This is a genomic window from Hydrogenophaga sp., assembly GCF_026125825.1.
Classification (GTDB): Bacteria; Pseudomonadota; Gammaproteobacteria; order Burkholderiales; family Burkholderiaceae_C; genus Hydrogenophaga.
This window is the reverse complement of the sequence record NZ_JAHCKK010000029.1, coordinates 12084-34672: the sequence shown is the minus strand read 5'-3', so window position 1 is coordinate 34672 and position 22589 is coordinate 12084. Positions and strand designations below refer to the sequence as shown.

General features: G+C 68.6%; 24 protein-coding genes. 13 read left to right on the top strand and 11 right to left on the bottom strand.

Annotated features, from left to right (window positions below):
* Window positions 1-13: 13 nt before the first annotated feature.
* Together KIT86_RS11780 and KIT86_RS11775 are read left to right on the top strand one after the other, a co-directional pair.
* Window positions 14-1600 carry a gamma-glutamyltransferase family protein gene (locus KIT86_RS11780; RefSeq protein ID WP_297398546.1) on the top strand — a complete coding sequence of 529 codons (1587 nt, stop codon included), beginning with the start codon at window positions 14-16 and terminating at the stop codon, window positions 1598-1600.
* A complete protein-coding gene (locus KIT86_RS11775; RefSeq protein WP_297398544.1) occupies window positions 1597-2700 on the top strand; it encodes an acyltransferase family protein in 1104 nt (367 codons plus the stop codon). The genes KIT86_RS11780 and KIT86_RS11775 overlap by 4 nt, the downstream gene beginning before the upstream one ends.
* Here the strand turns inward: KIT86_RS11775 and KIT86_RS11770 are convergent.
* A complete protein-coding gene (locus KIT86_RS11770) occupies window positions 2687-3502 on the bottom strand; it encodes a crotonase/enoyl-CoA hydratase family protein (protein WP_297398542.1) in 816 nt (271 codons plus the stop codon). The genes KIT86_RS11775 and KIT86_RS11770 overlap by 14 nt on opposite strands.
* Before the next feature lie 60 nt (window positions 3503-3562).
* Here KIT86_RS11770 and KIT86_RS11765 point away from each other — a divergent pair, with 60 nt between their 5' ends.
* Entirely contained in the window at window positions 3563-3796 is a 234-nt protein-coding gene (locus KIT86_RS11765) for a cysteine-rich CWC family protein (RefSeq protein ID WP_297398541.1), read from the top strand.
* On the opposite strand, the gene KIT86_RS11760 is transcribed toward KIT86_RS11765, so the two are convergent.
* Window positions 3793-4899, bottom strand: a complete 1107-nt coding sequence (locus KIT86_RS11760) for an AI-2E family transporter (protein WP_297398539.1) — start codon at window positions 4897-4899, stop codon at window positions 3793-3795. The two genes, KIT86_RS11765 and KIT86_RS11760, sit on opposite strands and share 4 nt — an antisense overlap.
* A 142-nt stretch (window positions 4900-5041) precedes the next feature.
* Here KIT86_RS11760 and KIT86_RS11755 point away from each other — a divergent pair, with 142 nt between their 5' ends.
* The 10 genes from KIT86_RS11755 to KIT86_RS11710 all read left to right on the top strand — a co-directional run bounded on the left by KIT86_RS11755 (window position 5042) and on the right by KIT86_RS11710 (window position 15462).
* Window positions 5042-6547, top strand: a complete 1506-nt coding sequence (locus KIT86_RS11755) for a DHA2 family efflux MFS transporter permease subunit (RefSeq protein WP_297398537.1) — start codon at window positions 5042-5044, stop codon at window positions 6545-6547.
* Between the two features lie 5 nt (window positions 6548-6552).
* A complete protein-coding gene (locus KIT86_RS11750; RefSeq protein ID WP_297398535.1) occupies window positions 6553-7317 on the top strand; it encodes a class II glutamine amidotransferase in 765 nt (254 codons plus the stop codon).
* Window positions 7318-7381: 64 nt separating this feature from the next.
* Complete coding sequence (locus tag KIT86_RS11745; protein ID WP_297398533.1) at window positions 7382-8407, top strand: ABC transporter substrate-binding protein; 1026 nt, start codon at window positions 7382-7384, stop codon at window positions 8405-8407.
* Between the two features lies 1 nt (window position 8408).
* Window positions 8409-9221 carry an ABC transporter ATP-binding protein gene (locus tag KIT86_RS11740; RefSeq protein WP_297398531.1) on the top strand — a complete coding sequence of 271 codons (813 nt, stop codon included), beginning with the start codon at window positions 8409-8411 and terminating at the stop codon, window positions 9219-9221.
* 4 nt (window positions 9222-9225) lie between these two features.
* Window positions 9226-10053 (top strand): ABC transporter permease, encoded by an 828-nt coding sequence (locus KIT86_RS11735; protein WP_297398529.1) that lies wholly within the window; start codon window positions 9226-9228, stop codon window positions 10051-10053.
* Window positions 10054-10333: 280 nt separating this feature from the next.
* Entirely contained in the window at window positions 10334-11671 is a 1338-nt protein-coding gene (locus KIT86_RS11730; protein ID WP_297398528.1) for an NAD(P)/FAD-dependent oxidoreductase, read from the top strand.
* Window positions 11668-12684 carry a hypothetical protein gene (locus tag KIT86_RS11725; RefSeq protein WP_297398525.1) on the top strand — a complete coding sequence of 339 codons (1017 nt, stop codon included), beginning with the start codon at window positions 11668-11670 and terminating at the stop codon, window positions 12682-12684. The genes KIT86_RS11730 and KIT86_RS11725 overlap by 4 nt, the downstream gene beginning before the upstream one ends.
* The gene (locus KIT86_RS11720) at window positions 12681-13478 is read left to right on the top strand and encodes a 1-acyl-sn-glycerol-3-phosphate acyltransferase (RefSeq protein ID WP_297398523.1); all 798 of its coding nucleotides are present in this window, start codon (window positions 12681-12683) and stop codon (window positions 13476-13478) included. Before KIT86_RS11725 ends, KIT86_RS11720 begins: the two co-directional genes overlap by 4 nt.
* A gap of 3 nt (window positions 13479-13481) precedes the next feature.
* A complete protein-coding gene (locus tag KIT86_RS11715) occupies window positions 13482-14240 on the top strand; it encodes a glycosyltransferase family 2 protein (protein WP_297398521.1) in 759 nt (252 codons plus the stop codon).
* 13 nt (window positions 14241-14253) lie between these two features.
* Window positions 14254-15462: a cation:proton antiporter gene (locus KIT86_RS11710; protein WP_297398519.1), complete on the top strand. Its 1209-nt coding sequence runs from the start codon at window positions 14254-14256 to the stop codon at window positions 15460-15462.
* A gap of 146 nt (window positions 15463-15608) precedes the next feature.
* On the opposite strand, the gene KIT86_RS11705 is transcribed toward KIT86_RS11710, so the two are convergent.
* From KIT86_RS11705 to KIT86_RS11665, 9 genes are all read right to left on the bottom strand, one after another.
* Entirely contained in the window at window positions 15609-16217 is a 609-nt protein-coding gene (locus KIT86_RS11705) for a hypothetical protein (RefSeq protein WP_297398517.1), read from the bottom strand.
* A 19-nt stretch (window positions 16218-16236) separates the two neighbouring features.
* On the bottom strand, window positions 16237-16593 hold the full coding sequence (locus KIT86_RS11700) for a hypothetical protein (RefSeq protein WP_297398515.1): 357 nt from the start codon (window positions 16591-16593) through the stop codon (window positions 16237-16239).
* Between the two features lie 111 nt (window positions 16594-16704).
* Window positions 16705-17814, bottom strand: a complete 1110-nt coding sequence (locus tag KIT86_RS11695; protein WP_297398513.1) for a phospholipase A — start codon at window positions 17812-17814, stop codon at window positions 16705-16707.
* 10 nt (window positions 17815-17824) lie between these two features.
* Complete coding sequence (fabG, locus tag KIT86_RS11690) at window positions 17825-18544, bottom strand: 3-oxoacyl-ACP reductase FabG (protein WP_297398511.1); 720 nt, start codon at window positions 18542-18544, stop codon at window positions 17825-17827.
* Between the two features lie 22 nt (window positions 18545-18566).
* Window positions 18567-19013 carry a hydroxymyristoyl-ACP dehydratase gene (locus tag KIT86_RS11685; protein ID WP_297398509.1) on the bottom strand — a complete coding sequence of 149 codons (447 nt, stop codon included), beginning with the start codon at window positions 19011-19013 and terminating at the stop codon, window positions 18567-18569.
* Entirely contained in the window at window positions 19010-19804 is a 795-nt protein-coding gene (locus tag KIT86_RS11680; protein ID WP_297398507.1) for a beta-ketoacyl synthase chain length factor, read from the bottom strand. Before KIT86_RS11680 ends, KIT86_RS11685 begins: the two co-directional genes overlap by 4 nt.
* Window positions 19801-20997 (bottom strand): beta-ketoacyl-[acyl-carrier-protein] synthase family protein, encoded by a 1197-nt coding sequence (locus KIT86_RS11675; protein ID WP_297398505.1) that lies wholly within the window; start codon window positions 20995-20997, stop codon window positions 19801-19803. The genes KIT86_RS11680 and KIT86_RS11675 overlap by 4 nt, the downstream gene beginning before the upstream one ends.
* A gap of 62 nt (window positions 20998-21059) precedes the next feature.
* Window positions 21060-21782: a class I SAM-dependent methyltransferase gene (locus KIT86_RS11670; RefSeq protein WP_297398503.1), complete on the bottom strand. Its 723-nt coding sequence runs from the start codon at window positions 21780-21782 to the stop codon at window positions 21060-21062.
* On the bottom strand, window positions 21779-22588 hold the full coding sequence (locus KIT86_RS11665) for a polysaccharide deacetylase family protein (RefSeq protein ID WP_297398500.1): 810 nt from the start codon (window positions 22586-22588) through the stop codon (window positions 21779-21781). Before KIT86_RS11665 ends, KIT86_RS11670 begins: the two co-directional genes overlap by 4 nt.
* Between the last annotated feature and the right edge of the window lies 1 nt (window position 22589).

The window sequence follows — 22589 nt, the reverse complement described above, 5'->3', positions numbered from 1 at the left end:
GAGACGTTTTCCGATGATCCACACCCACAAGGCCCTTGGCGGCATGGTGGTCGCTCCCCATCACCTGGCGGCACAGGCCGGGCGCGACGTGCTGCGCGAGGGTGGCAACGCGGTCGAGGCCATGGTGGCCGCCGCTGCGGCCATCGCCGTGGTCTACCCCCACATGAACGCCATCGGGGGCGATGGCTTCTGGCTGATCCACGAGCCGGAGCAGCCCATGGTGGCGATCGACGCCAGCGGACCGGCCGCGGCGCTGGCCACGCGCGATTTCTACGCCGGCCTGCAAGAGATCCCCGCGCGCGGCCCCACTGCCGCGCTCACGGTGGCCGGCACCATCGGCGGCTGGGCTCAGGCGCTGAACGTCGCCGCACCCTGGGGCAAGGCCCTGCCACTGGCGAGGCTGCTGGCCGACGGCATCCGCCATGCGCGCGACGGCGTGGTGGTGACCCGCAGCCAGGCCGCCCTGACACGGCAAAAGCTCGACGGTCTGAAAGATGCACCGGGTTTCGCACCGACCTACCTGGTGGATGGCCAGCCACCCGAACCCGGCCACCTGCTGCGCCAGCCCGCCCTGAGCCGCACGCTCGCCACGCTGGCCGAACGTGGCCTGGACGATTTCTACCGCGGCGATCTGGGCCGGCGCATCGGTGCCGAGCTGGAGCGCCTGGGCAGCCCCCTGCGCGCCAGCGACCTGGCAGCCTACCGGGCGAAGCAGGTCCAGCCGCTCGCGGTGCGCCTGAAGGACAGCACCGTCTACAACCTGCCGCCGCCCACGCAGGGCCTGTCGGCGCTGATGATCCTGGGCCTGTTCGACCGCCTGGGTGTCCGCGAGAGCGAGGGCTTCGAGCACCTGCACGGGCTGGTGGAAGCCACCAAGCGCGCCTTCCGCGTGCGCGATCGCGTGGTGACCGACCCTGGCCGACTTCCGGCCGACCCGCAAGCCTTGCTGGCGGCCGCCTCGCTGGACGATCTGGCCGCGCAGATCGACCCGCGCCGGGCCCTGCCTTGGCCTGACCCGGCCGCGCCAGGCGACACCATCTGGATGGGCGCGATCGACGCCCAGGGCCGCTCGGTGAGCTTCATCCAGAGCGTGTATTGGGAGTTCGGGTCGGGTACCGTGCTGCAGGACACCGGCATCTGCTGGCAGAACCGCGGTACCAGCTTTTCGCTCGACCCCCAGGCACTCAACCACCTTGAACCAGGCCGCCAGCCCTTCCACACGCTCAATCCGTCGATGGCGGTGTTTGACGACGGCCGTGTGATGCCCTACGGCACCATGGGCGGCGAAGGCCAGCCGCAGACACAGGCCGCGGTGTTCACGCGCTATGCGCGCTTTGGCCAGCCGCTGCAGCAGGCTGTGAGCGCGCCGCGCTGGCTGCTGGGCCGCACCTGGGGCGACACGAGCACCACGCTCAAGCTGGAGAGCCGCTTCAACCCGTCGCTGGTGCAGGCCTTGCGCGACGCCGGCCACGTCATCGAGGAACTTGCCGAGGCTTTCAGCGACACCATGGGCCACGCGGGCGCGCTGGTGCGACATCCCAACGGGGTGATCGAGGGCGCGGCCGACCCGCGCAGCGATGGCGGGGTGGCGGCGCTGTGAGCACCGTCAAGCGCCCTGGCGCCGGCGAGCGCCTGATGTTCATCGACCTGCTCAAGGCCGTGGGTTCGCAGCTGATCGTGCTGCACCACCTCGCCTTCTATGGCCCCATGTCGGACTGGACGCACCGGCTCGCGCCGGACCTCGTGACCTGGTTCAGCCAAGACGCGCGCATGGCGGTGCAGGTCTTCCTGGTGGTCGCGGGTTTCCTGGCCGCGCGCAGCCTCGCGCCCGACGGTGTGCTGCGCTCGGCCTCACCGCTGGGCCAGGTCGGCCAGCGCTACGTGCGCACCGCCCTCCCCTATATCGCCTCGCTGCTGGTGGCCATGCTGTGCACCGAGCTGGCGCGACGGTGGATGGCACATGACTCGATTTCTGCGCCGCCCGGGTTGTGGCAGTTCATTTCGCACGCCCTGCTGCTGCACACGCTGCTGGACGTGGACTCGCTGTCGGCCGGCGTCTGGTACGTGGCGATCGACTTCCAGCTCTACGTGCTGCTGCTGGGCCTGCTCTGGCTGGCGCGCCGCCAGCACGCGGCCGGCACCTGGGCGCAGGCGCTGGTGGTGGTCGTGGTGGCGGCCTCGCTGCTGCACTTCAACCGCGAGAGCGACTGGGACAGCTGGGCGTTGTACTTTTTCGGCGCCTACGGCCTGGGCGCGCTCACCTGGTGGGCCACCCACAGCGATGAGGCCTGGCGCAGCGGCCGCTGGCTGCTCGGCGCCCTGGCCGCGATGACGCTGCTGGCGCTGGCGATCGATTTTCGCGCGCGCATCGCGCTGGCGCTCGCGGTGAGCCTGGCACTGGCCTGCTCGCAGCGCCAGGGCTGGCTGCTCACCTGGCCACGCAGCCGCGCGGTGGCCTACCTGAGCCGCATCTCCTACGCGGTTTTCCTGCTCAACTTCCCCATCGCGCTGGTGGTCAACGCACTGTTCACGCGCTTTGGCAGCGCGGACGCCGGGGTGCAGACCCTGGGAGTGCTGCTGGCCTGGCTGGCCTGCAACGTGGCTGGGGCGCTGTTCCATCATGCGGTGGAACAGCCGCTGGGCCGCATCGGCCGCCAGCGCGAGCCTGCGCTGGCCGGGGCGACACTCACCGCCCGGTAAAGCGCGCGGCGCGCCTGGCCTGGAAGGACAGCACGCCCTCGCGCGCATCATCGCTGCACGCCAGCCGCTGCTGCGTGGTTTCGAACTCGTCGGCCGCCGCCATCGGGCCCTCCTCCACCGCCTTGAGCGCGTTGAGCCGCGTGGCCACCACCGCCAGCGGCGCCTGCTGGGCGATCGCCTGCGCGATGCGCAAGGCCTCATCGAACTCGCTGCCAGCAGGCACCACGCGCTGCACGAAGTGCAGCCGCAGCGCTTCGGCGCTGTCGAACACGTCCGCGGTCAGCAGGTGCAGCATTGCGTTGCCCAGGCCTGCGCGCTCGGCCATGCGCAGGGTGGCTCCGCCGGTGGCCATGATGCCGCGCTGCACCTCCAGCTGCGAGAAGCGGCAGTCGTCCGCCGCGACCACCATGTCGGCCGCCAGCATGAGCTCGATGCCCAGCGTGTAGGTGATGCCTTTGACGGCCACCACCATCGGCTTGGTGCGCCGCCGCAGGCCGGGGCGGCCCAGGTTGAGCGGGTCCACCAAGCCCTCGGCGATGGCGCGTTGCCCGCGCTGCATCAGCGGCGCGAAGCTCGGCAGATCCAGGCCCGCAGTGAAGTGGTCGCCCTGGGCGTGCAGCACCCCCACCCGCAGCGCGGGGTCGTCGTCGAGGCGGGTATAGGCTTCGGCCAGGGCTTGCAACATGGCTGGCGTGAAACCGTTGCGCTTGGCCGCGCGATCGATGGCGATCAGCAACACCGGGCCTTGCACCTCGGTGTGGATGCGGCCTTCGGGCGTGGGGGCGAGGACGTCGTCGTTCATGAGGACCATGGTAGTGAGGCGTGGCGCTGCGCTTGTCGCTGATGCGTCATACACTGCGCCATGCCCACCCCCGCGATCGACCCCGGCCGTTGCCCGCTTTGCGGCTCGGACAACCGCTGCGCGATGGAAATCCAGCGCGAGACCGGCCAAACCCAGCCCCCTTGCTGGTGCGTGGACGCGACGTTCAGCCCCGACCTCTTCAAGCGCATCCCCGAGGCGGCTCGCGGCCAGGCCTGCATCTGCGCGGCCTGCGCAGCACAGGCCTTGCGGGGCGCGCGCGACGCGGCTGGCTAGGGCTCGCGCGCGGCGTCCGCCTGCGGTGGCGGCACCAGCGCGGGTGGCGGCGCTGCGCTCAGGCTGTGCAGCCACTCTCGCCAGATCGCCACCAGCAGCGCCATCAGCACCGGGCCGACGAACAGGCCGACGATGCCCATGGTCTTCACGCCGCCCACCAACCCGAAGAAGGTCGGCAGAAAAGGCAGCTTCACCGGCCCGCCCACCAGGCGCGGGCGCAGCGTCTTGTCCACGATGAAGAGCTCGATCGACCCCCACGCGAACAGGCCCACGCCGGCCCACAGGTGGCCCGAGCCCACCAGGTAGAGCGAGACCAGCGTGAACGACAGCGGTGCGCCGCCCGGAATCAGCGCCATGAAACCGGTGGCCACGCCCAGCAGCACCGGCGAGGGCACGCCCGCGACCCAGTAAGCCACGCCCAGCACCACGCCTTCGCCGATGGCGATCAGGCCCAGACCGGTCACGGTGGCGCTCACGGTGGCCGGCACCACGCGGGAGAAACGCTGCCACTGCAGCGGCAGGATGCGCTCGCCAATGGTGTCGAGCTGGCCGGCGATGCGCGCGCCGTCCTTGTAGACGAAGAACAGCGTGATCAGCATGAAGAGCACCGTCAGCGCGAGGTTGACGGCATCGCCCGTGGCGCTGAGCACCATGCGGTAGATGTTGCCGATGTGCTGGCCACTGAGCAGCTGGATCCAGTCGCCCAGCGCGTGCGGCTCGCCCAGGTGCTCGCGCCAGTAGGTGGCCAGCGTCTCACCCACCCAGGGCAGGGCTTCGATCCACTGCGGCGGCGGGGCGCCGTTGCGGTTCACATCCAGCAGCCAGGCCACCAGTGATCCCGCCTCCTTCAATGCGTAGTGCAGGGCCAGGCTCAGCGGCACGATCAATACGACGACCACCACCAGCAAGGCCAGGCTGGCCGCCAGCGCGGTGCGCCCGCCGCAGGCGCGCACGCCCCGGCGGTACAAGGGCCAGCTGGCGAAGCCGATGATGAGCGCGGCCAGCACCGGCACCAGAAAGCCCCGGAAGAAGTAGACACCGGCCGCCACGATCAGCAGCAGCAGGCCGCGAATGATCAGTGAAGCGTTCGGGACCGGGGGCATGGAGGGAGAAGAAGGGCGCGAAAATGGACAAAAAGACCTGGGGCAATATACCCGACCCCCCTGCGGCACCGGATGAAGCCCGTCTGCGCGCGGGCCCAACCGCAAAGGCGCTAAGCTTGACCGCCACCACGGCACCCATCCCATGAGCCCACCGCCCGACCATTCCCTGCCCGCTCTGCGCGAACGGTACGGCGAGCGCTACCGCTGGCTGCTGCTGCTCTCGGTGATGGTGGGCACCATGGCGGCCATCATGTCGTCCACCATCATCAACGTGGCGATCCCGGACATGAGCCGCCACTTCACGCTCGGCCAGGAGCGCGCGCAGTGGGTCACCTCCGGCTTCATGGCCGCCATGACGGTTTCCATGCTCACCACCCCCTGGCTGCTGGCGCGATATGGCTACCGGCGCACCTACGTCGGCTGCATGTGCCTGCTGATGGCGGGCGGCATGGCCGGCGGTTTCGCCAGCGACTACCCGTTGGTGCTGGCCGCCCGCGTGGCCGAGGGCCTGGCCGCGGGGGTGGTGCAGCCCATCCCGGCCATCATCATCCTGCGCGCCTTCCAGCCGCACGAACAGGGCCGCGCCAGCGGCATCTTCGGCATGGGCGTGGTGCTCGCGCCCGCGCTGGGACCCAGCATCGGCGGGTTGCTGGTGGACGGCTTCGGCTGGCGTTCGATCTTCTTCATGGTGGTGCCCTTCTGCGTGGCCTCGCTGTGGCTCGCGCACCGCTTCGTGCCCACCACTTCGCCGGGCGGCGCCGCGGCCAACCCGCAGGGCAGCGGGCTGGACTGGCGCGGCCTGTTGCTGGCCGCCGTGGGCACGCTGTGCCTGCTCAACGGCCTGGTCGAACTGCACGGTGGCACCGCCACCACCGCCGCGCTGCTGCTGGGCGGCGCCTTGCTGGCGCTGCTGGCCTTTGTGGTTCTGGAGCGGCGCACGCTGCGCGCGCGCCGGCGCCAGCCCGAGCAGGGCACGGATCCGCTCATGAACCTCTCGCTGTTCAAGGACCGGCGCTTCGCCATGGGCAGCATCGTGGCCTTCATCTACGGCATCGCCCTGTTCGGCTCCACCTACCTGCTGCCGGTCTACATGCAGAGCGGCCTGGGTCTGTCGGCCTCCCACGTCGGCACCATCCTGCTGCCGGCCGGGCTGGTGCTGGCCGTGGCCATCGCGGTGGTGGGGCGGCTGGCCGACCGGCAGCCCACGCACCGGCTGGTGAGCATCGGCCTTGTGCTGTTGTCGGCTTCGTTCGGCCTGATGGCCACCATCGACCCCAGCCGCCCGGCGCAGATCATCCCGCTGCTGGTGACCTGGGCCATCGTGGGACGCATCGGCCTGGGCTTCATCCTGCCCTCGCTCAACATCGGCGCCATGCGCGGGCTGGAGCGCGTGGACATCGCGCAGGGTGCGAGCGTCATCAATTTCCTGCGCATGCTCGGCGGAGCGGCCGGCGTGAGCCTGTGCGGCATCGTGCTCGAATGGCGCCTGGCCGCGCACGGCGCGCAGCTCACCGCCGGCAGCGTCGCCACCACGGCGCGCGTGGCGGCATTTGAAGAGACTTTTCTCATGCTGGCCGCCATTTGTGCGCTGGCACTGACCGCTGCGCTGCGGCTCAAGGCCGCGCCCGGGGCCCAGGCATCACAATAAACACCATGTGCCAACTGCTCGGACTCAACTGCGCCACGCCGACCGACGCGGCCTTCAGCTTCACCGGTTTCTGCCAGCGCGGCGGCAAGACCGACCACCACGCCGATGGCTGGGGCATCGCCTTCTTCGAAGGCAAGGGCCTGCGCCTGTTCGTGGACCACCAAAGCGCGTCCGATTCGCCCATGGCGGCCTTCCTGCAGCGGTACCCGCTCAAGAGCCGCAACATCATCGCCCACGTGCGCAAGGCCACCATCGGCGCCGTGGCGCTGGAAAACGCCCACCCTTTCGTGCGCGAACTCTGGGGCCGCCAATGGGTGTTCGCGCACAACGGCGACCTGAAGGACTACGCGCCCACATTGCACAGCCACTTCCGCCCCGTGGGCACCACCGACAGCGAGCGGGCCTTCTGCTGGCTGATGCAGGAACTCGCCAAGTCGCACGCGAGCCTGCCCGATGTGCGTGAGCTCACCCTGACGCTGCGCGAGCTGGTGCCGCAGGTGCGCCAGTTCGGCACGTTCAACTTCCTGCTCTCCAACGGCGAGGCGCTGTGGGCCCACTGCAGCACCAAGCTGCACTGGCTGGTGCGCCAGCACCCCTTCGCCCAGGCCACGCTCATGGACCAGGACTGGACGGTGAACTTCGCCGAACTCAACCACCCCGGCGACCGCGCCGCCGTGGTCGTGACCACGCCACTGACCAGCAACGAGCAATGGACCGCCTTCGAGCCCAACGAGCTCAAGGTCTTCGTGGACGGCCTGCCTCTGCCGTGATTTCCCGGATGCGTGGGGCCGGGGCCGGGGCTACCATGCCTCCTTCAACGAAGGAGACATCACCATGCAAAGACGACACCTCGTGGCCGGCGGTCTGGCCGCTGTGGCCCTCCCCCCGCTCGCGTTCGCTCAAGGCCTGGAGAAGCCCAAGGTCACGATCGCCGTCGGCGGCAAGAACCTGCTGTACTACCTGCCGCTGACCATCGCCGAGCAGTTGGGCTACTTCAAGGCCGAGGGGCTGGATGTGACCATCGTCGACTTCGCGGGTGGCTCGCGCGCGCTGGCCGCCGTGGTGGGCGGCAGCGCCGACGTGGTGTCGGGCGCCTTCGAGCACACGGTCAACATGCAGTTCAAGGGGCAGCCCATGCGCGCCTTCGCGCTGCAGGGCCTGGCACCGCAGATCGTGCTGGGGGTCAACCCCAAGACCATGGGCAGCTACAAGGCCATCAGCGATCTCAAGGGCAAGAAGATCGGCGTGACCGCGCCCGGCAGTTCGACCAACGTGATGGTCAACTTCGTGCTCGCCAAGGCCGGCCTCAAACCCAGCGACGTGAGCATCGTCGGCGTGGGTGCGGGCAACGGCGCGGTGGCCGCGATGCGGGCGGGCCAGATCGACGCCATCAGCAACCTCGACCCCGTCATCACCCTGCTGCAACGCTCGGGCGACCTCAAGATCATTTCGGACACGCGCATCGTCGCCGAGTCGGCCAAGGTGTTCGGCGGCCCCATGCCGGCGGCCTGCCTGTACGCACCTCAGCCCTTCCTGGACAAGAACCCCAACACCGCGCAGGCGCTCACCAACGCCATCGTGCGTGCCGACAAGTGGATCCAGGCCGCGGGCCCGGGCGACATCATCAAGGCCGTGCCCGAGAGCTACCTGCTCGGAGACCGCGCGGTCTACATCGACGCCTTCATGGCCGCCAAGGGCGCGCTCTCGCCCGACGGCAGCTTCCCGGCCAAAGGGGCGGACACCGCCTTGCGCGCCCTCGCCAGCGTCGACGCCGAACTGGCCAAGGCCAAGATCGACCTCAACGCGGTCTACACCAACGACTTCGTCCAGAAGGCCAACGCGAAGTACCCGAAAGGTTGATGTGACGAGTCCGGCGATCGACCTGCAGGGCGTGTCCTGCACCTTCATCAGCAAGGACAAGCCCGGCCAGCGCTACACGGCGGTGCAGAACGTCACCCTGACCGTGGGTGCGGGCGAATTCGTGAGCGTGGTGGGGCCCACGGGGTGCGGCAAGAGCACGCTGCTCAACGTCGCAGCCGGGCTGCTCGCACCCAGCACAGGCTCCGTGCAGGTCTTCGGCCAGCCGCTGCGGGGCATCAACACGCGCGCGGGCTACATGTTCCAGACCGAGAGCCTCATGCCCTGGCGCACCGCGCTGGACAATGTGATGGCGGGCCTGTCGTTCCGGGGCACGCCCGAGGCCCAAGCGCGGGCCCAGGCCGAGGACTGGCTGCGCCGCGTGGGCCTGGGCAGTTTTGGCGACCGCTACCCGCACCAGATGAGCGGCGGCATGCGAAAGCGCGCCAGCCTGGCCCAGACGCTGGTGCTGGACCCCGACATCATCCTGATGGACGAGCCCTTCTCCGCACTCGACATCCAGACCCGCCAGCTGATGGAGAACGAGGTGCTCGACCTCTGGACCGCGAAAAAGAAGGCTGTGCTCTTCATCACCCACGATCTCGACGAAGCCATCGCCATGAGCGACCGCGTGGTGGTGCTCAGTGCCGGCCCGGCCAGCCACCCCATCGGCGAGTTCGCCATCGACATTCCACGCCCACGCGACGTGGCCGAGATCAAGACCAGCGCCCGCTTCGTCGAGCTGCACGCGGCCATCTGGGCCGTGATGCGCGAGGAGGTGCTCAAGGGCTACCAGCAACAACTCAAGGCGGCCTGACCCCATGTGGAAGCACATCAAACCGCAGGCATCCACACTGCGCCTGTGGCAAGGGGCGCTGCTGGTGGCGCTGGTCCTGTTTTGGTACCTGATGACCACGCCAGGACTGGTGCCGCCCTTCATGTTCGACAACGATCGGCAGGCTGCCTTCTTCTTCGGCGAGCCCTTGCGAGTGGCCGAGCGCATCTGGACCTGGTTCGTGCGCGATGCCGACATCTACCAGCACCTGGGCGTGACCCTCACCGAGACCGTACTGGCCTTCGCCATCGGCGCGATCGGCGGTCTGGGTGGTGGCCTGTGGCTCGCGCTCTCGCCCATGGCCTCGGCCATCCTGGAGCCCTACATCAAGGCCTTGAACTCGATGCCGCGCATCATTCTCGCGCCCATCTTTGCGGTGTGGTTCGGGCTGGGCATCGCGAGCAAGGTGGCGCTGGGCGTGACCCTGGTGTTCTTCATTGTGTTTTTCAACGTCTACCAGGGCGTCAAGGAAGTCAGCCCGGTCGTCCTGGCCAACGCGCGCATGCTGGGCGCCAGCCAGAAGCAGCTGCTGCGCCACGTGTACCTGCCCAGCGCCACGAGCTGGGTTTTCAGCTCGCTGCACACCTCGGTGGGGCTGGCCTTCGTGGGCGCGGTGGTGGGCGAATACCTGGGCTCGAGCCAGGGCGTGGGCTACCTGATCCTGCAGGCCGAGGGCAGCTTCGACATCAACACCGTGATGGCAGGCATCGTGGTGCTCACGGCGTTCGCGCTGGCACTGGACTGGGCCGTCGGCCGCATCGAGAAACGGCTCATGAAGTGGCAGCCACGAGCCGGGGAAACCGAGAAGCTCTGACCCCGCTGGACGTCAGGACGGGGCGACAGGCGTTTGGCGCCCGCGGTTGGTCAGCGACGCGCAGCAATTGGAAAGGCATGCGCACAGCCTCGCCCAGATGGAACGCGGGGGACGAAACCCTGACTGGGTGAACCGCCCTTCGGAAGAATTCGGTTTTTCAACAAAATACCGTCGGGCCTTCTGAATCAGTTGCCGCGTGTAACCAACGCCCGGCAGGGCGCGACCACCCTCGTTTGGCACCGTACAATTTTGGACTACCCACTGTCCGAGAACCCCGGCCATGAATCCAGACAATGCAGGCGCCGACCACCAGACCTGTGACGTTCTTGTGATCGGTGGCGGGCCAGCCGGCTCCACCGTCTCGCCCCTGCTGGCCGGCAAAGGCCATCGCGTGGTGATGCTCGAGAAAGCGCACCACCCCCGCTTCCACATTGGCGAATCCCTGCTGCCGGCCAACCTTCCCCTGCTGGAGCGCCTGGGCGTGGCCGAGGAGGTCCGGGCGATTGGGCAGCACAAGCCGGGCGCCGAGTTTGTCTCACCACACCACGCTCACACGCAGACCTTCGAGTTCGCCGATGCATGGGACAAGTCGATGCCGTTCGCCTACCAGGTCAAGCGCGCCGAGTTCGACGAGATCCTGTTCCGCAATGCCGCGCGCAAGGGCGTGGAGGTGCATGAAGGCTGCAGGGCGCGCTCGGTGGAGTTCCTGGCCGACCAGACGGTGCGTGTGCACGCCGAGCACGACGATGGGCGCACCAGCGTATGGCATGCGAAGTTCCTGGTGGACGCCTCCGGGCGCGACACATTTCTTGCCTCCCGTTTCAAAATCAAGGAGCGCAACCCCCGGCACAACAGCGCGGCCGTCTATGGTCACTTCGCGAACGCTCACCGCAACCGCGGCGAGGCCGAGGGGAATATCACCATCTTCTGGTTCGATCACGGCTGGTTCTGGTTCATCCCACTCACTGGCGGCGTCACCAGCGTGGGCATGGTGACCTGGCCTTACCACATGAAAACGCGCCAGGGCCGCAGCGTCGAACAGTTCCTGATGGACAACGTGGCCACCTGCGCCGGCCTGGCCGAGCGCCTGAAAGACGCGCACCTGGTGGCACCGGTGGAGGCCACCGGCAACTTCTCCTACGCCGCTCGGCGCAACCATGGCAACAACTACCTGATGCTGGGCGACGCGTACACCTTCATCGATCCGGTGTTCTCCTCAGGCGTGTGGCTGGCCATGAACGGCGGTGAGGTGGGCGCGCAGACCATCGACACCTGCCTGCGCCAGCCCGCCCAGGCGCGCGCGGCGCTGCGGCACTTCGACCGCCAGAGCCGCCACGGCCCCAAGGCGTTCTCTTGGTTCATTTACCGCGTGACCAATCCGATCATGCGCGACTTCTTCATGGGCCCGCGCAACATTTTCCGCGTCAAGGAGGCCCTGCTGTCCACGCTGGCGGGCGATGTGTATGGCGGCGCACCGATCGGACGCTCGATGCTGGCGTTCAAGACCCTCTATCTGCTGGCCAACCTCACCCAGCCCCGCCGCGCGTTCGCCGCCTGGCGCAAGCGCCGCTTCAACATCCAGCCTGCGGACGAAGCCGCCCTGGCCCGCACGCCGTGAGCCTTCAGCACACACTCCACCGCGCGCCCGCCATTTCCCTCGAAGGCGGCAACACGCTGGGCGGCATGTCGATGGGGGACTCAAAAGACGCCAGTGCGCCGCTCGCCTGGCCGCAACAGCCGCTGCGCGCACCCGTGCTTCCCACTGGCGCTCCGCCTGTGCACGAGCAATGGCACGCGGAGGGGCCGTTGCGCCAGGGCCGCGACGAAGGCATCCACTGGCGGCGCAACGCCGAGATGCTCTATGGCGTGATCGAGCTCAACGAGGTCGATCACCCTCCCGTGGCCGAGGACGTTTCGCCGCTGCAAACGGCCAGCCGCGTGCTCTACGAACGCCTGTTCCGTCTGCTGCGCGAGCAGGGGATGCCCCACTTGTGGCGGGTCTGGAACTACATGGCCGACATCAACGGCGAGTCGCACGGGCTGGAGCGTTACCGCCAGTTCAACCTCGGCCGCTACGAGGCCTTCGTGGGCGCCCAGCGCGAAACCGGTGGGCAGGTGCCCGCGGCCTGCGCCATCGGTGTGGCCGACGGCCCGCTCTCGGTGGCCTTCCTGGCCGGCGCCTCGCCCTTGCTGCCACTGGAGAACCCACGCCAGGTGAGCGCCTGGCGCTACCCCTCGCAATACGGGCCGCGTGCGCCCACCTTCTCGCGCGCCGCGCTGGCCTACCCGCGCGGGCGCGAGGCGCTGTTCGTCTCGGGCACGGCCAGCATTGTGGGACACGCCACCGTGCATCCCGGCGATGTGGCCGCGCAGTGCGAGGAGACGGTGCGCAATATCGAATGCCTGGTACAGGAGGCCAACCGCGCGGCGCGCTCGGACCGGCCGTTCTCGATCGCCGGGTTGAGCCACCGCGCCTACGTGCGCCATGCCACCGACGCGCACACCGTGCAGCGCACGCTGCAGCCGCTGCTGCGCGGGGCTTCGCTGGTGTGCGTGCAGGCCGACATCTGCCGCGCCGATCTGCTGGTGGAGATCGAGAGCCAGGCCATTCATCCGCTGGTGTCGCCATGAACGCGGAGGCGACCCGACCGGCCTCGCTGCTGTGGAGCGTGTACGAGCACGTCGCGATGGTGGTGGGCCTGAGTGCGCTGGCCCTGGTGTGCCTGAGCTGGACGCCGCCGGCGCTGGCGCTGTACCCGGTGTTGCCCCGGCCGCTGGGGCGCTGGCTCGGCCGCCAGGCCATCATGCGCGGCTTTCGCCTCTACGTGGGCATCCTGCGCCTGCTGTGCGCCTGCCGCTTTGACCTGACCGAGATCGATGCCCTGCGCGACCAGGGGCCGATGGTCATCGCAGCCAACCACCCTTCGTTGCTCGACGCCGTGCTGATCACCTCGCGCCTGCCCAATGCGGTCTGCTTCATGAAGGCCGACCTCATGGACAACCCCCTGCTGGGCGCGGGCGCTCGCCTGGCTCGCTACGTGCGCAACGACAACCTGCTCACCGCTGTGTTGAACTGCCGCCGGGAATTGCAGCAGGGCGCGCAGGTGCTGATTTTCCCGGAAGGCACACGCACGCGCGGGTACCCGGCGAACCCGATCAACCCGCTCTCGCGTTCCACCGCACTGATCGCGGCACGCGCCGAAGTGCCCGTGCAGACGCTGATCGTGGAGTTCTCCAGCCCGTATCTGGGCAAGGGCTGGCCGATCTGGCGCCGCCCTATCCTGCCGCTGACCTGCCGCGTCCGCCTGGGCCGGCGTTTCGAGGCGCCGCACAACCCGCGCGCCTTCACGCAGGAACTCGAAGCCTATTTCCGTGCCATGCTCGACCCCTCCTCTCCACCCATGGCGTCGTCCGCCGCCGCCTGATCCATGCCCGATTCCAGCCGCACGCACCTGGTCCTCATCCCCAGCTACAACCCAGGCCGCAAGGTATTGGCCACCGTGCGCGCGGCGCGCGCGCACTGGACGCCCGTGTGGGTGGTGGTGGACGGCAGCACCGACGGCTCGGCCGACTGGCTGACCGAAGAGGCCGCCGGCGACCCCGGACTGCGCGTGCTGGTGCTGCCCGAGAACCAGGGCAAGGGCTCGGCCGTGCTGCACGGCATCACCATCGCGGCACAGCAGGGCTTCACCCATGTGCTGACCATGGACTCCGACGGCCAGCACCCCGAAACCCTGATCCCCGACTTCATGTCCGCCTCTCAGGGCGCGCCCGAAGCCATGGTGCTGGGCAAGCCGGTGTTTGGCCCCGAGGCGCCCTTGGTGCGGGTGATGGGTCGCAAGATCTCGAACGGCTGGGCGAACCTGGAAACGCTGGGCGCGGGCATCGGCGATTCGCTCTACGGCTTTCGCGTCTACCCCATCGCACCGCTGATGCATGTGATGCGCGGCACGCGCTTCATGCGCCGCTTCGACTTTGATCCCGAGGCCGTGGTGCGCCTGAGCTGGGCCGGCGTGCGACCGATCAACATCGACGCCCCGGTGCGCTACTTTTCGCCCGAAGAGGGTGGCGTCTCGCATTTCAACTACCTGCGGGACAACCTGCTGCTCAGTGGCATGCACACGCGCCTGTTCATCGGCTTCGTGCTGCGCCTGCCTCTGCTGCTGTGGCGGCGACTGACCCGATGAAACCCACCCCGCCATGAACACCACCGAAATCTTCCTGATCGCCATGGCGGTCATCTTCACCGTGCCGTGGCTGATCTGGCGGCTGGGGCGCACCGACTACTGGGCACCTTTGGTCGTGGTGCAGATCATGACCGGCATCCTGCTCGGCCCCGGCGTGCTGGGCAAGGCCTTCCCCGAATACCATGCCTTCGTCTTCAACCCTGCCGTGATCCAGTCGCTCAACGGCATCGCTTGGTGGGCGGTGATGCTGTTCGTGATGATCGCGGGCATCGAGCTCGACTTGCGCCAGGCCTGGAAACACCGGCGCGAGAGCGGCATCACGGCCGGCCTGGCGCTGGGTGCGCCGCTGCTGCTGGGCAGCGCGGCCGCGCTGGTGATGCTGGGCATGCCGGGGTGGATGGGCCCAAGTGCGCGGCCGTGGCAATTCGTGCTTGGTGTGGGGATGGCCTGCGCGGTCACCGCCCTGCCCATCCTGATCCTGCTGATGGAGAAGCTGGAACTGCTGCGCCAGCCGCTGGGCCAGCGCATCCTGCGCTACGCGAGTGTGGACGACATCGCGATCTGGGGTGTGCTCGCGCTGATCCTGATGGACTGGCAGCGCGTGGGCAAACAAGGCGCGTTCATCCTGGCGTTCATGCTGCTGAGCTGGGCCTTTCGCCACCTGATGCGCCGCCTGGCCGAAGCCGACCGCTGGGCCGTCGCCCTGATCTGGTTGGCGTTGTGTGCCTTTGGCGCCGACTGGTCAGGCCTGCACTACATGGTGGGCGCCTTCCTGGCAGGGGTCGTGATGGATGCCGAGTGGTTCGACCAGGACAAGCTGGACCAGCTGCGCCACCACGTGCTGCTGGTGATCATGCCGGTGTTCTTCCTCTCCACCGGCCTGCGCACCAATTGGGACGTGGGCGGTGCGGCGGTGTTCGGCATGGCGGCACTGCTGCTGGTGGCCTCGGTCAGTGGCAAGCTGATGGGCGTTCATCTCGCCGGTCGCGTGCTGCGCTGGCCACCGGGCGAGGCCTCGCTCATCGGCTGGCTGCTGCAGACCAAGGCGCTGATCATGATCATCTTCGCCAACATCCTGCTGGACAAGCACATCATCACCAGCGAAACCTTCACCTCGCTGCTGCTGATGGCAGTGGCCAGCACGATGCTGACGGTGCCCATCGCGGAGCCCAAGCTGCAGGGCATCCGTCGCCAGGCCTCCACCGGCTGGGCCAATACCTAGCGGTTCAAGGCGGGCAGAGCCTTGTGGCTCATGCCTTTCAACAGGAATTGGGTCCTCAGCGATACGTAGATCTCGGGTGGCCTTGAATGCTCCGCACCGCGGGCCAATGGCCGCGCCTGACGCGGGTCTACCCGTTCGAAATGATGTCACCTGGGATCGAACCGAATGGACACACTGTGCTCGTCGGGCTCTTTCAGCGTCCGCCCATCACCATCGTAGTGGCGCACGTCGTCCCCCAACGCATACAGCGAAATCGGTTGCTTCAACGCGGCTGCCACCACGCCGGCGATGCTGTAGGGCATGTAGAAACCCTGTGTTGCACAACACGAAATGAACTCGCGGCGGATGGCGTCTTGCGCCACCGAATCCAGGCCATTGAGTGCAACGTCGGGCTTCAGGTGATTTTTGACTTTGTCTGCCGACCACTTGATCAAGCGGAAATTGGGCAATTCGATCGACTCCTTCGAAGAAGCTTCTTCGTGCAAAAAAAACACTTCCTGCAGATTCTCACAAAACCCTACCAAGCCACTATCCACGGCCGCCTTCAAATGAGGCGCTGGCTTCTCCAGCAGCGGCTTCAACGCCTTCCGGAAGCCGTCCACTTGCTCTTGCGTGCAGTGAAATCCATGGGCTGTTTTTGCCCCCTGAGCGGCATGCAGGAAGCACTCCCCATCGCCATAGGTCGGCACGCCGTCTTTCCAGGGCAAGGCGGCGTCATACTCCCTTTTTGCTTCTATGCTGACCAGCCAGTCCATGCAGCGCTCCCACAGGGCTTTAGCGCCGACCAGCGCTCTCACCGCCATCCTCTTGCGATCGGAAAAACGCTTCGACGATGTGCGAAGCGTCCTTGAAGCGCACCAGCCCGGCTTCGAAGCCCATGTCATTCGTGGCATAGCTCAGCCTCGCGAGACGGGCTTCGCAAGCCTCCTTCAAATCGCGATCTTTGGCGTCAATGGCGTAGTCGAGCAGAGCGACCAAGGTCTGCACCGCCCCATCGCCGTCGATCTGCCGCACGGCTTCACGCCAGCACCCACCGTCGGTGCGCAGCTCGATCACGTCCGAGGCATTGGGCAGGGGCTGGTTCTGAGGGATGAAGACGGAAGCTATATTGCTGGGAATCGTATTGCTCACGGCTCACCCGCTCAATGGAAGATGAACGGGTAAGTGAACCTCACGGCCGATCGCTTCGCGCCTGGGCAGCCGACTGACGAGCGGCCGGGCGACACGCCACGCCGAGCCGCCTCAGAACTGCAAGAAGCTCACGCCAGCGCCCAGGCTGGTCTGCCGGAAGTTGTAGTCCGACAGCGTTTCGCCGTAGCCGCTGAACAACTGGACGTACCAGCGAAGCCCGTTGGGATGGTCGCGGGCCACCGGGTAGGTCCATTCCAGCGATGTGCTCCCTCGGTTGCCTCCCCGCAGTGTGGTGCGGTGGACCAGCGACGCGGTGTGCACCCCGCTCGCCCACCCGAGGGTGAACTCCGCCTTGCCCCGGTAGTCGATGAGGTCGGGGTTGTTGTCGTTCTCTTCACGCTCGCGCAGGCGCTTGTTGAGTTTGGCGGTGAAGGTCCAGTTGCCGCGCTCGAAGCCGGCACCAAGGTACACCCGGTTCCAGCTGCGAGACAAGGGGTCGGACTGCCCGTTGGACTGGTGCGCCAGGCCCAGTTGGGTGAATCGCCATTGCCAACCCAGCGGCAAGGCGCGGAATTGCGGGGCGGTGGGCACCACGTAGATCAGCTCGGGCTGGTAGTCGGTGTTGCGAAACGGCCTTGAATCGGCGTGGTTGTAGACCTGCCACATCGTCTGCAGGGTGAAAGCACCCCACAGATCGCCGCCGGGGAAACCGACGTCCTGCAAGAACTTGGTGCGCAGCGACAACTGGAATTTCGCCTCCTCGCGGCGATCGTCGGGCGCGCTCACGGCCGCCTGCGTCGGGGACTGGGGCGAGCGGTTGATGCGGGAGGTGACGTGCACCGGCTGCACGTAGTTCGGCTGGTAGCCCACGAAGTTGAACACCCCGCGCTTGTCGATCGGGTCCAGCTCCCAGAATTTGGACAGCAGGCTGCTGGAGGAGGTGGGCGCGGCCGCCGGGGTCAACTGCCCGCCCGACTGCGACAACAGCGAAGGCGCCGGGTCCCCTGCGGCCGCTTCGACCCCGACCGGCTGCTGCGCGATGGGAACGGCAGGCGCAGGCGCACGCCCGGCAAGCTTGTCGTAGCACGTCAGCCGGTCGGCCGCGGCTCCAATGGCGGCGCAGGCCTCCAGCGTGGGGCTGGCTTCGGTCTGAGCCTGCGCAGGCAGACCAGCAGCGAGGCCGCACAGCAGGAAGATGGGAGACAGGTTTTCTGCTTTCATGGACTGACCCTCAGCACATCGCGCCGTTGATGGAGATCACCTGCCCACTCACGTAGGCCGCATGGTCGGACACGAGGAACGCCACCAGCCCGGCGACCTCGTCCGCGCGGCCGGCCCGCTGCATGGGCACCAGTCGCTTGATCGCCTCGGCGTCGAAGGCGCCTTCGATCATGTCGGTCTCGATGATGCCGGGCGCCACCGCATTGACGGTGATGCCCCGGCTGGCGAGTTCGAGCGCGAGCGACTTGCTCGCCGCGTGCAGTGCGCCCTTGGCGGCCGCGTAGTTGACCTGCCCCCGGTTGCCCATGAGGCCTGCGATGGAGGAGATGCTCACGATGCGGCCCCAGCGCTTGCGGATCATCGGCATGGTGAGCGGTTGCGTCACGTTGTAGAAACCATTGAGCGAGACATCGACCACGCGGTCCCATTGCTCGCCGCTCATGCCGGGGAACACCGCGTCGTCGTGGATGCCGGCGTTGTTCACCAGGATCTGGATCGCGCCCACCTCGGTGAGGGCCGCAAGCGCGGCGGCGGTGGCGGCACGCTCGGTCACATCGAAGGCCACGGCCTCGGCGCTGCCGCCGCTGTCGCGGATGGCCGACGCGATGGCCTGGGCCTTGTCGAGCTGGCGGTTGGCATGCACGACGACGTGGTGCCCGTCGAGGGCCAAGCGCTGGCAGATCGCCGCGCCGATGCCGCCGCTGCCACCGGTGACGAGAGCTCGTTTCATGGCTGTGGGTCCTTGTTCGGGTTCAGAGGGATTCGGCGTCGAGCACCACGGCCGCGCGCCCTTCGAGCAGGCAGCGGCCGGCATGGGCCACGGTGAAACGGTAGAGCACGTTGGAGGCGTCCCCCGAGAGGCGCTCGGCGCGCACGTCCAACGGACCCGGCAGGTCGTCCAGCCGCGCGGCGTGCAGGGTGACGCCGCGCACGCTGGTGAGGTACCCCTGGCGCGGCGCGGCCTCGGTGCCGGCCACCAGCGCGCCGTGCACCGCCATGGCCTGCGCGGCGTACTCGATGCCATGGGCCGCACCGAGGCGACCGTGCGCGCGCAGCGGGTGCGCCGGGTCGGTGTGGCCCACGGCCCGGCACACCACGTGATCGGCCGACCACGCCGTGACCGCATCGAGCAGGCACATGTCGCCGTGGTGCGGGATGCGGGCCGCGATGCCGGCGTGGTCCAGCGTGGCCGGGCTCATGCGATGTCGATCTGAACCCGGATCTGCAGGCCGGGCAGGTAGTCGATGCAGACCTCGCCGCTGCGGCCTTGCGCCAGGCGCTCCAGCAGCGGCAGCGCCCGCAGCGCGGGAATGGCGGCGCGCAAGGGTTCGAGCGTGGCCTGCTCCAGGGGCCGCGCAGGCGCTTCGGTGGTCTGCACCGTGATGTGCGCCAGCGCCTGCGGCGAGGGCTGTCCTTCCAGGCGCAGGGACACGCCCGCGCAGTCGGGCACGGGCCGTTTGGCGAACAGGGGCTCGGGGTACTCGCTGTCGTAGGCCAGCAGCAGCGTGGCCTGGCGATCCAGCACCACCTGCCCGAGCGCGTCGATCAGGCCCGCGCCGAAGCTGCCGTCGTGGGCACACAGCACCTGGCAGGGCGCCATGGACTTCGTGGCAATGCCCCAGTAGCCGGCCGGCGCGTTGTGCACGGAGTTGTGAAAACGGGTGGGCGAGATGTGGCGGTCGTCGGTGGCGAGCTGCTCGCACAGCGCGTGGCAGTTGTGGCCGTCCGAACCCGAGGCGCTGAACACCGTGGCCAGGGTGGACACGTCGGCGCCGGCTGCGGCCTCCAGGCCGATGCCTAGCGCAAGCTTGATCACGCGGCTCGCGCGCCGGCGCTCGGCCGGCGGCAGCAGCGTGGGCGTGGGCAGCACCGAGGGCGCGGAGGTCCAGGCCTGTTCGCCGCGCAGCACGGCGCGCGCGCTGGGCCAGTCGGGCAGGCCCGGTGCGATCAGGCCGATGCCGGTGATCCAGGCGTTCAAGGGCGCGTTCATGCAGCGGCCTTTCCAAACACCAGGCTGCAGTTGCTGCCGCCGAAACCGAAGGAGTTGGTGAGCGCGTGGCGCAGCGCGGCGGGCCCTCCGTGCAGCTGGTAGCACAACCCGATGGAAGGATCGAGCTCGCGCGTGCCGGGGCTGCCGGGCAGATGACCGTCGACCAGGGCCAGCGCGCACAACACCGCTTCCACCGCGCCGGCTGCGCCCAGGGTGTGGCCGGTGGCGCCCTTGGTGGACGAGCACGGCACGCGCGCGCCGAACACGGCGGACACGGCCTTGCCCTCGGCGCTGTCGTTGGCCGGTGTGGCCGTGCCGTGCAGGTTGATGTAGTGGATGTCGCTCGGCTGCAGGGACGAGGAGCGCAGCGCGGCTTCCATGGCCAGTTTCGCGCCCAGGCCTTCGGGATGCGGCGCGGACATGTGGTGCGCGTCACTGGATTCGCCCGCGCCCAGCAGCCAAACGGCCTGCGCGTCGGCGGCTTGAGCGCCGCGTTCCAGCAGCGCGTAGGCGGCACCTTCGCCAATGGAGATGCCGTCGCGCTCTGCGTCATACGGCCGGCAGGGTTGGGCGGAGGTGAGTTCGAGCGAGGCGAAGCCGTACAAGGTGGTCAGGCACAGCGAGTCGACGCCGCCGACCAGGGCCGCGTCGATGGTGCCCAGCTCGATCTGGCGGGCGGCGGCGGCGAACACCTTGGCGCTGGACGAGCAGGCGGTGGAGATCGTCATGGCCATGCCGGTGATGCCCAGGTGCCGGCGCAGGAACTCGCTGAGCGCATGGGGGTTGTGCGTGGTGGCGTAGCCGAATGTGGCGGGCAGCGCGCCGCTGGCGGGATCGCGCTGGCGGTAGGCCAGCTCGGTCTCCAGGATGCCCGAGGTGCTGGTGCCCATGAAAACGCCGACGCGGGAAGCACCATGTTTCGCCACCGCGGCGCGCACCCGGTCCTCGAAGCCATCGGCGCGCAGTGCGAGCAGGGCCAGGCGGTGGTTGCGGCAGTCGTAGGCGGCCAGTGCAGCGGGCAGGGCCTGGGCGTCCACCGCCTCGATTTCACCCACCCAGGTCGGCAGGTCCACGGTTTCGAAGCGGCACGGCCCAAGCCCGCTGCGCCCCTGGCGCACGGCCTCGCGGTGGGCGTTGATTCCCACCCCCAGGCAGGTGGTGACGGTGTAGGCGGACAGCAGCAGGGGAGTCACGGTCGGGGCGCAAAAACGGGGTCGGGCATTGTCTCAGATGGTGGCAGGAAAACCGGCCGCGCTCAGTGCGGTACCCGGCACACCAGCATCACGTTGGCAAAGGGTTTGCGGCCGCTCATGGGCTCGGTCTCGACCACGAAGCCCAGGCGCTGCAGCTCGGCGACCCAGTCCTGCAGGGTGCGGCAGTACAGGCGCGGAAGGCGGTGCCCGCGGGTGTAGGTGACGAGGCGGTCCACGCCGTTGCAGATCCGGTAGGTCAGGCCCGCGCCCGCATCGCCAATGCGGGTGAGGAACACGCCCCCGGGCGGCAGGGCCTGGCGGATGCGCGCGAGCACCTCGCGCTGCTGCTCGTGGCTGAAGTAATGCAGGGCGTCGAGGATGAGGATGGCGTCGGGCCGGCCGAAGTCCACCGCGTTCATGTCGCCCTGCTCCACCCGCACCACCGGGTGCTGCGGGCCGAAGGCGCGCGCAGCGCGGTCCACGTCGCGTTGCATGAGTTCGACGCCGCGCAGCTTCTTCGGCGCCGGCGGTGGCGCCCAGCCAGCCGGCCAGTGGCCCTGGTCGTGCAAACGGCGCGCGGCCAGCAGCCAGGCAAACAGGCTGCCCTGGCCGCAGCCGAGGTCGAGGTAGTGGCCGCCTTCGGGCAGCAGGCCCCGGCGCAGCATCTCATGGAAGATGCTGTCGTAGCCGAGCTTGCCGCGCGCGTAGTGGTAGGCGAAGCGCCCGCTGGGGCGAAAGGTCTGGCTGGCTTCGTTGACCAGCATCTGGACGGATTGACGGCTCATGGGTGGGGCAGGGCTTGGTTCAAGGTGACGGGTGAGAGCTGGCGCTCGGCGAGGGTCTGCAGCAGGCGCGGCAGCACCACGAGGATGACGGGTTCCCCCGTGGGGGTGCGGGCGCAGTGTCCATCGTGCATCAGCACGATGTCGCCAGGCCCCAGGTGTTGCGAGAGGCGATGGAACACGCGTTCGGGGTCGCCGGTGCGGGTGTCGTAGGCGCGGCGCGTCCAGGTGGCGAGCGTCAGGCCCAGGCCGTGCAGCACCGGATCGAGGAACGGGTTGCGCAGGCCCGCGGTGGCGCGGAAGAAACGCGGCGCTTCGCCGGTGATGTCGGCCAGCGTGGCCTGCGCGCGGGCGATGTCGCGCCGCATGGCGCCAGGGCCGAACAGCGAAAACACATTGCTGTGCGCGTACCCGTGGTTCTCCACGCGGTGGCCGCGCCGCACGATCTCGCGGCACAGCGCGGGGTGCTGCCGGGCAATGCGGCCGATGCAGAAGAAGCTGGCTCTGGTGTTGGCGGCGTCGAGCAGGTCGAGCACGCGCGGCGTCACCTCGGGGTCGGGCCCGTCGTCGATGGTCAGCGCGACCTCACACCGACGCACCGACGTCTCGGGCAGTCGGATCAGGTTGGGGCCAAGCAGGCGCGAACTCGGCCACAGGCCGGCCCCGGCCAGCAGCGCATGGTTGGCCGCCAGCGCACCCACCGCCCAGGGCCAGGCGGCGGGTGCGACGAGGGTGCCCAGCACGGCCGCGCCATGCACGGCTGCGCTGGCACTCAGGAAGGGGGACGGTTTCCAGCGCGAGGTGGCCATG

Bases quoted from the DNA above. Each gene is read 5' to 3' on its own strand.
- KIT86_RS11695 (WP_297398513.1), bottom strand. From the start codon at position 17,814: ATGAAAGCAGAAAACCTGTCTCCCATCTTCCTGCTGTGCGGCCTCGCT.
- KIT86_RS11765 (WP_297398541.1), top strand. From the start codon at position 3,563: ATGCCCACCCCCGCGATCGACCCCGGCCGTTGCCCGCTTTGCGGCTCG.
- KIT86_RS11770 (WP_297398542.1), bottom strand. From the start codon at position 3,502: ATGAACGACGACGTCCTCGCCCCCACGCCCGAAGGCCGCATCCACACC.
- KIT86_RS11665 (WP_297398500.1), bottom strand. From the start codon at position 22,588: ATGGCCACCTCGCGCTGGAAACCGTCCCCCTTCCTGAGTGCCAGCGCA.
- KIT86_RS11685 (WP_297398509.1), bottom strand. From the start codon at position 19,013: ATGAGCCCGGCCACGCTGGACCACGCCGGCATCGCGGCCCGCATCCCG.
- KIT86_RS11720 (WP_297398523.1), top strand. From the start codon at position 12,681: ATGAACGCGGAGGCGACCCGACCGGCCTCGCTGCTGTGGAGCGTGTAC.
- KIT86_RS11710 (WP_297398519.1), top strand. From the start codon at position 14,254: ATGAACACCACCGAAATCTTCCTGATCGCCATGGCGGTCATCTTCACC.
- KIT86_RS11760 (WP_297398539.1), bottom strand. From the start codon at position 4,899: ATGCCCCCGGTCCCGAACGCTTCACTGATCATTCGCGGCCTGCTGCTG.
- KIT86_RS11755 (WP_297398537.1), top strand. From the start codon at position 5,042: ATGAGCCCACCGCCCGACCATTCCCTGCCCGCTCTGCGCGAACGGTAC.
- KIT86_RS11670 (WP_297398503.1), bottom strand. From the start codon at position 21,782: ATGAGCCGTCAATCCGTCCAGATGCTGGTCAACGAAGCCAGCCAGACC.
- KIT86_RS11680 (WP_297398507.1), bottom strand. From the start codon at position 19,804: ATGAACGCGCCCTTGAACGCCTGGATCACCGGCATCGGCCTGATCGCA.
- KIT86_RS11750 (WP_297398535.1), top strand. From the start codon at position 6,553: ATGTGCCAACTGCTCGGACTCAACTGCGCCACGCCGACCGACGCGGCC.
- KIT86_RS11715 (WP_297398521.1), top strand. From the start codon at position 13,482: ATGCCCGATTCCAGCCGCACGCACCTGGTCCTCATCCCCAGCTACAAC.
- KIT86_RS11705 (WP_297398517.1), bottom strand. From the start codon at position 16,217: ATGGACTGGCTGGTCAGCATAGAAGCAAAAAGGGAGTATGACGCCGCC.
- KIT86_RS11745 (WP_297398533.1), top strand. From the start codon at position 7,382: ATGCAAAGACGACACCTCGTGGCCGGCGGTCTGGCCGCTGTGGCCCTC.
- KIT86_RS11780 (WP_297398546.1), top strand. From the start codon at position 14: ATGATCCACACCCACAAGGCCCTTGGCGGCATGGTGGTCGCTCCCCAT.
- KIT86_RS11730 (WP_297398528.1), top strand. From the start codon at position 10,334: ATGAATCCAGACAATGCAGGCGCCGACCACCAGACCTGTGACGTTCTT.
- KIT86_RS11735 (WP_297398529.1), top strand. From the start codon at position 9,226: ATGTGGAAGCACATCAAACCGCAGGCATCCACACTGCGCCTGTGGCAA.
- fabG (WP_297398511.1), bottom strand. From the start codon at position 18,544: ATGAAACGAGCTCTCGTCACCGGTGGCAGCGGCGGCATCGGCGCGGCG.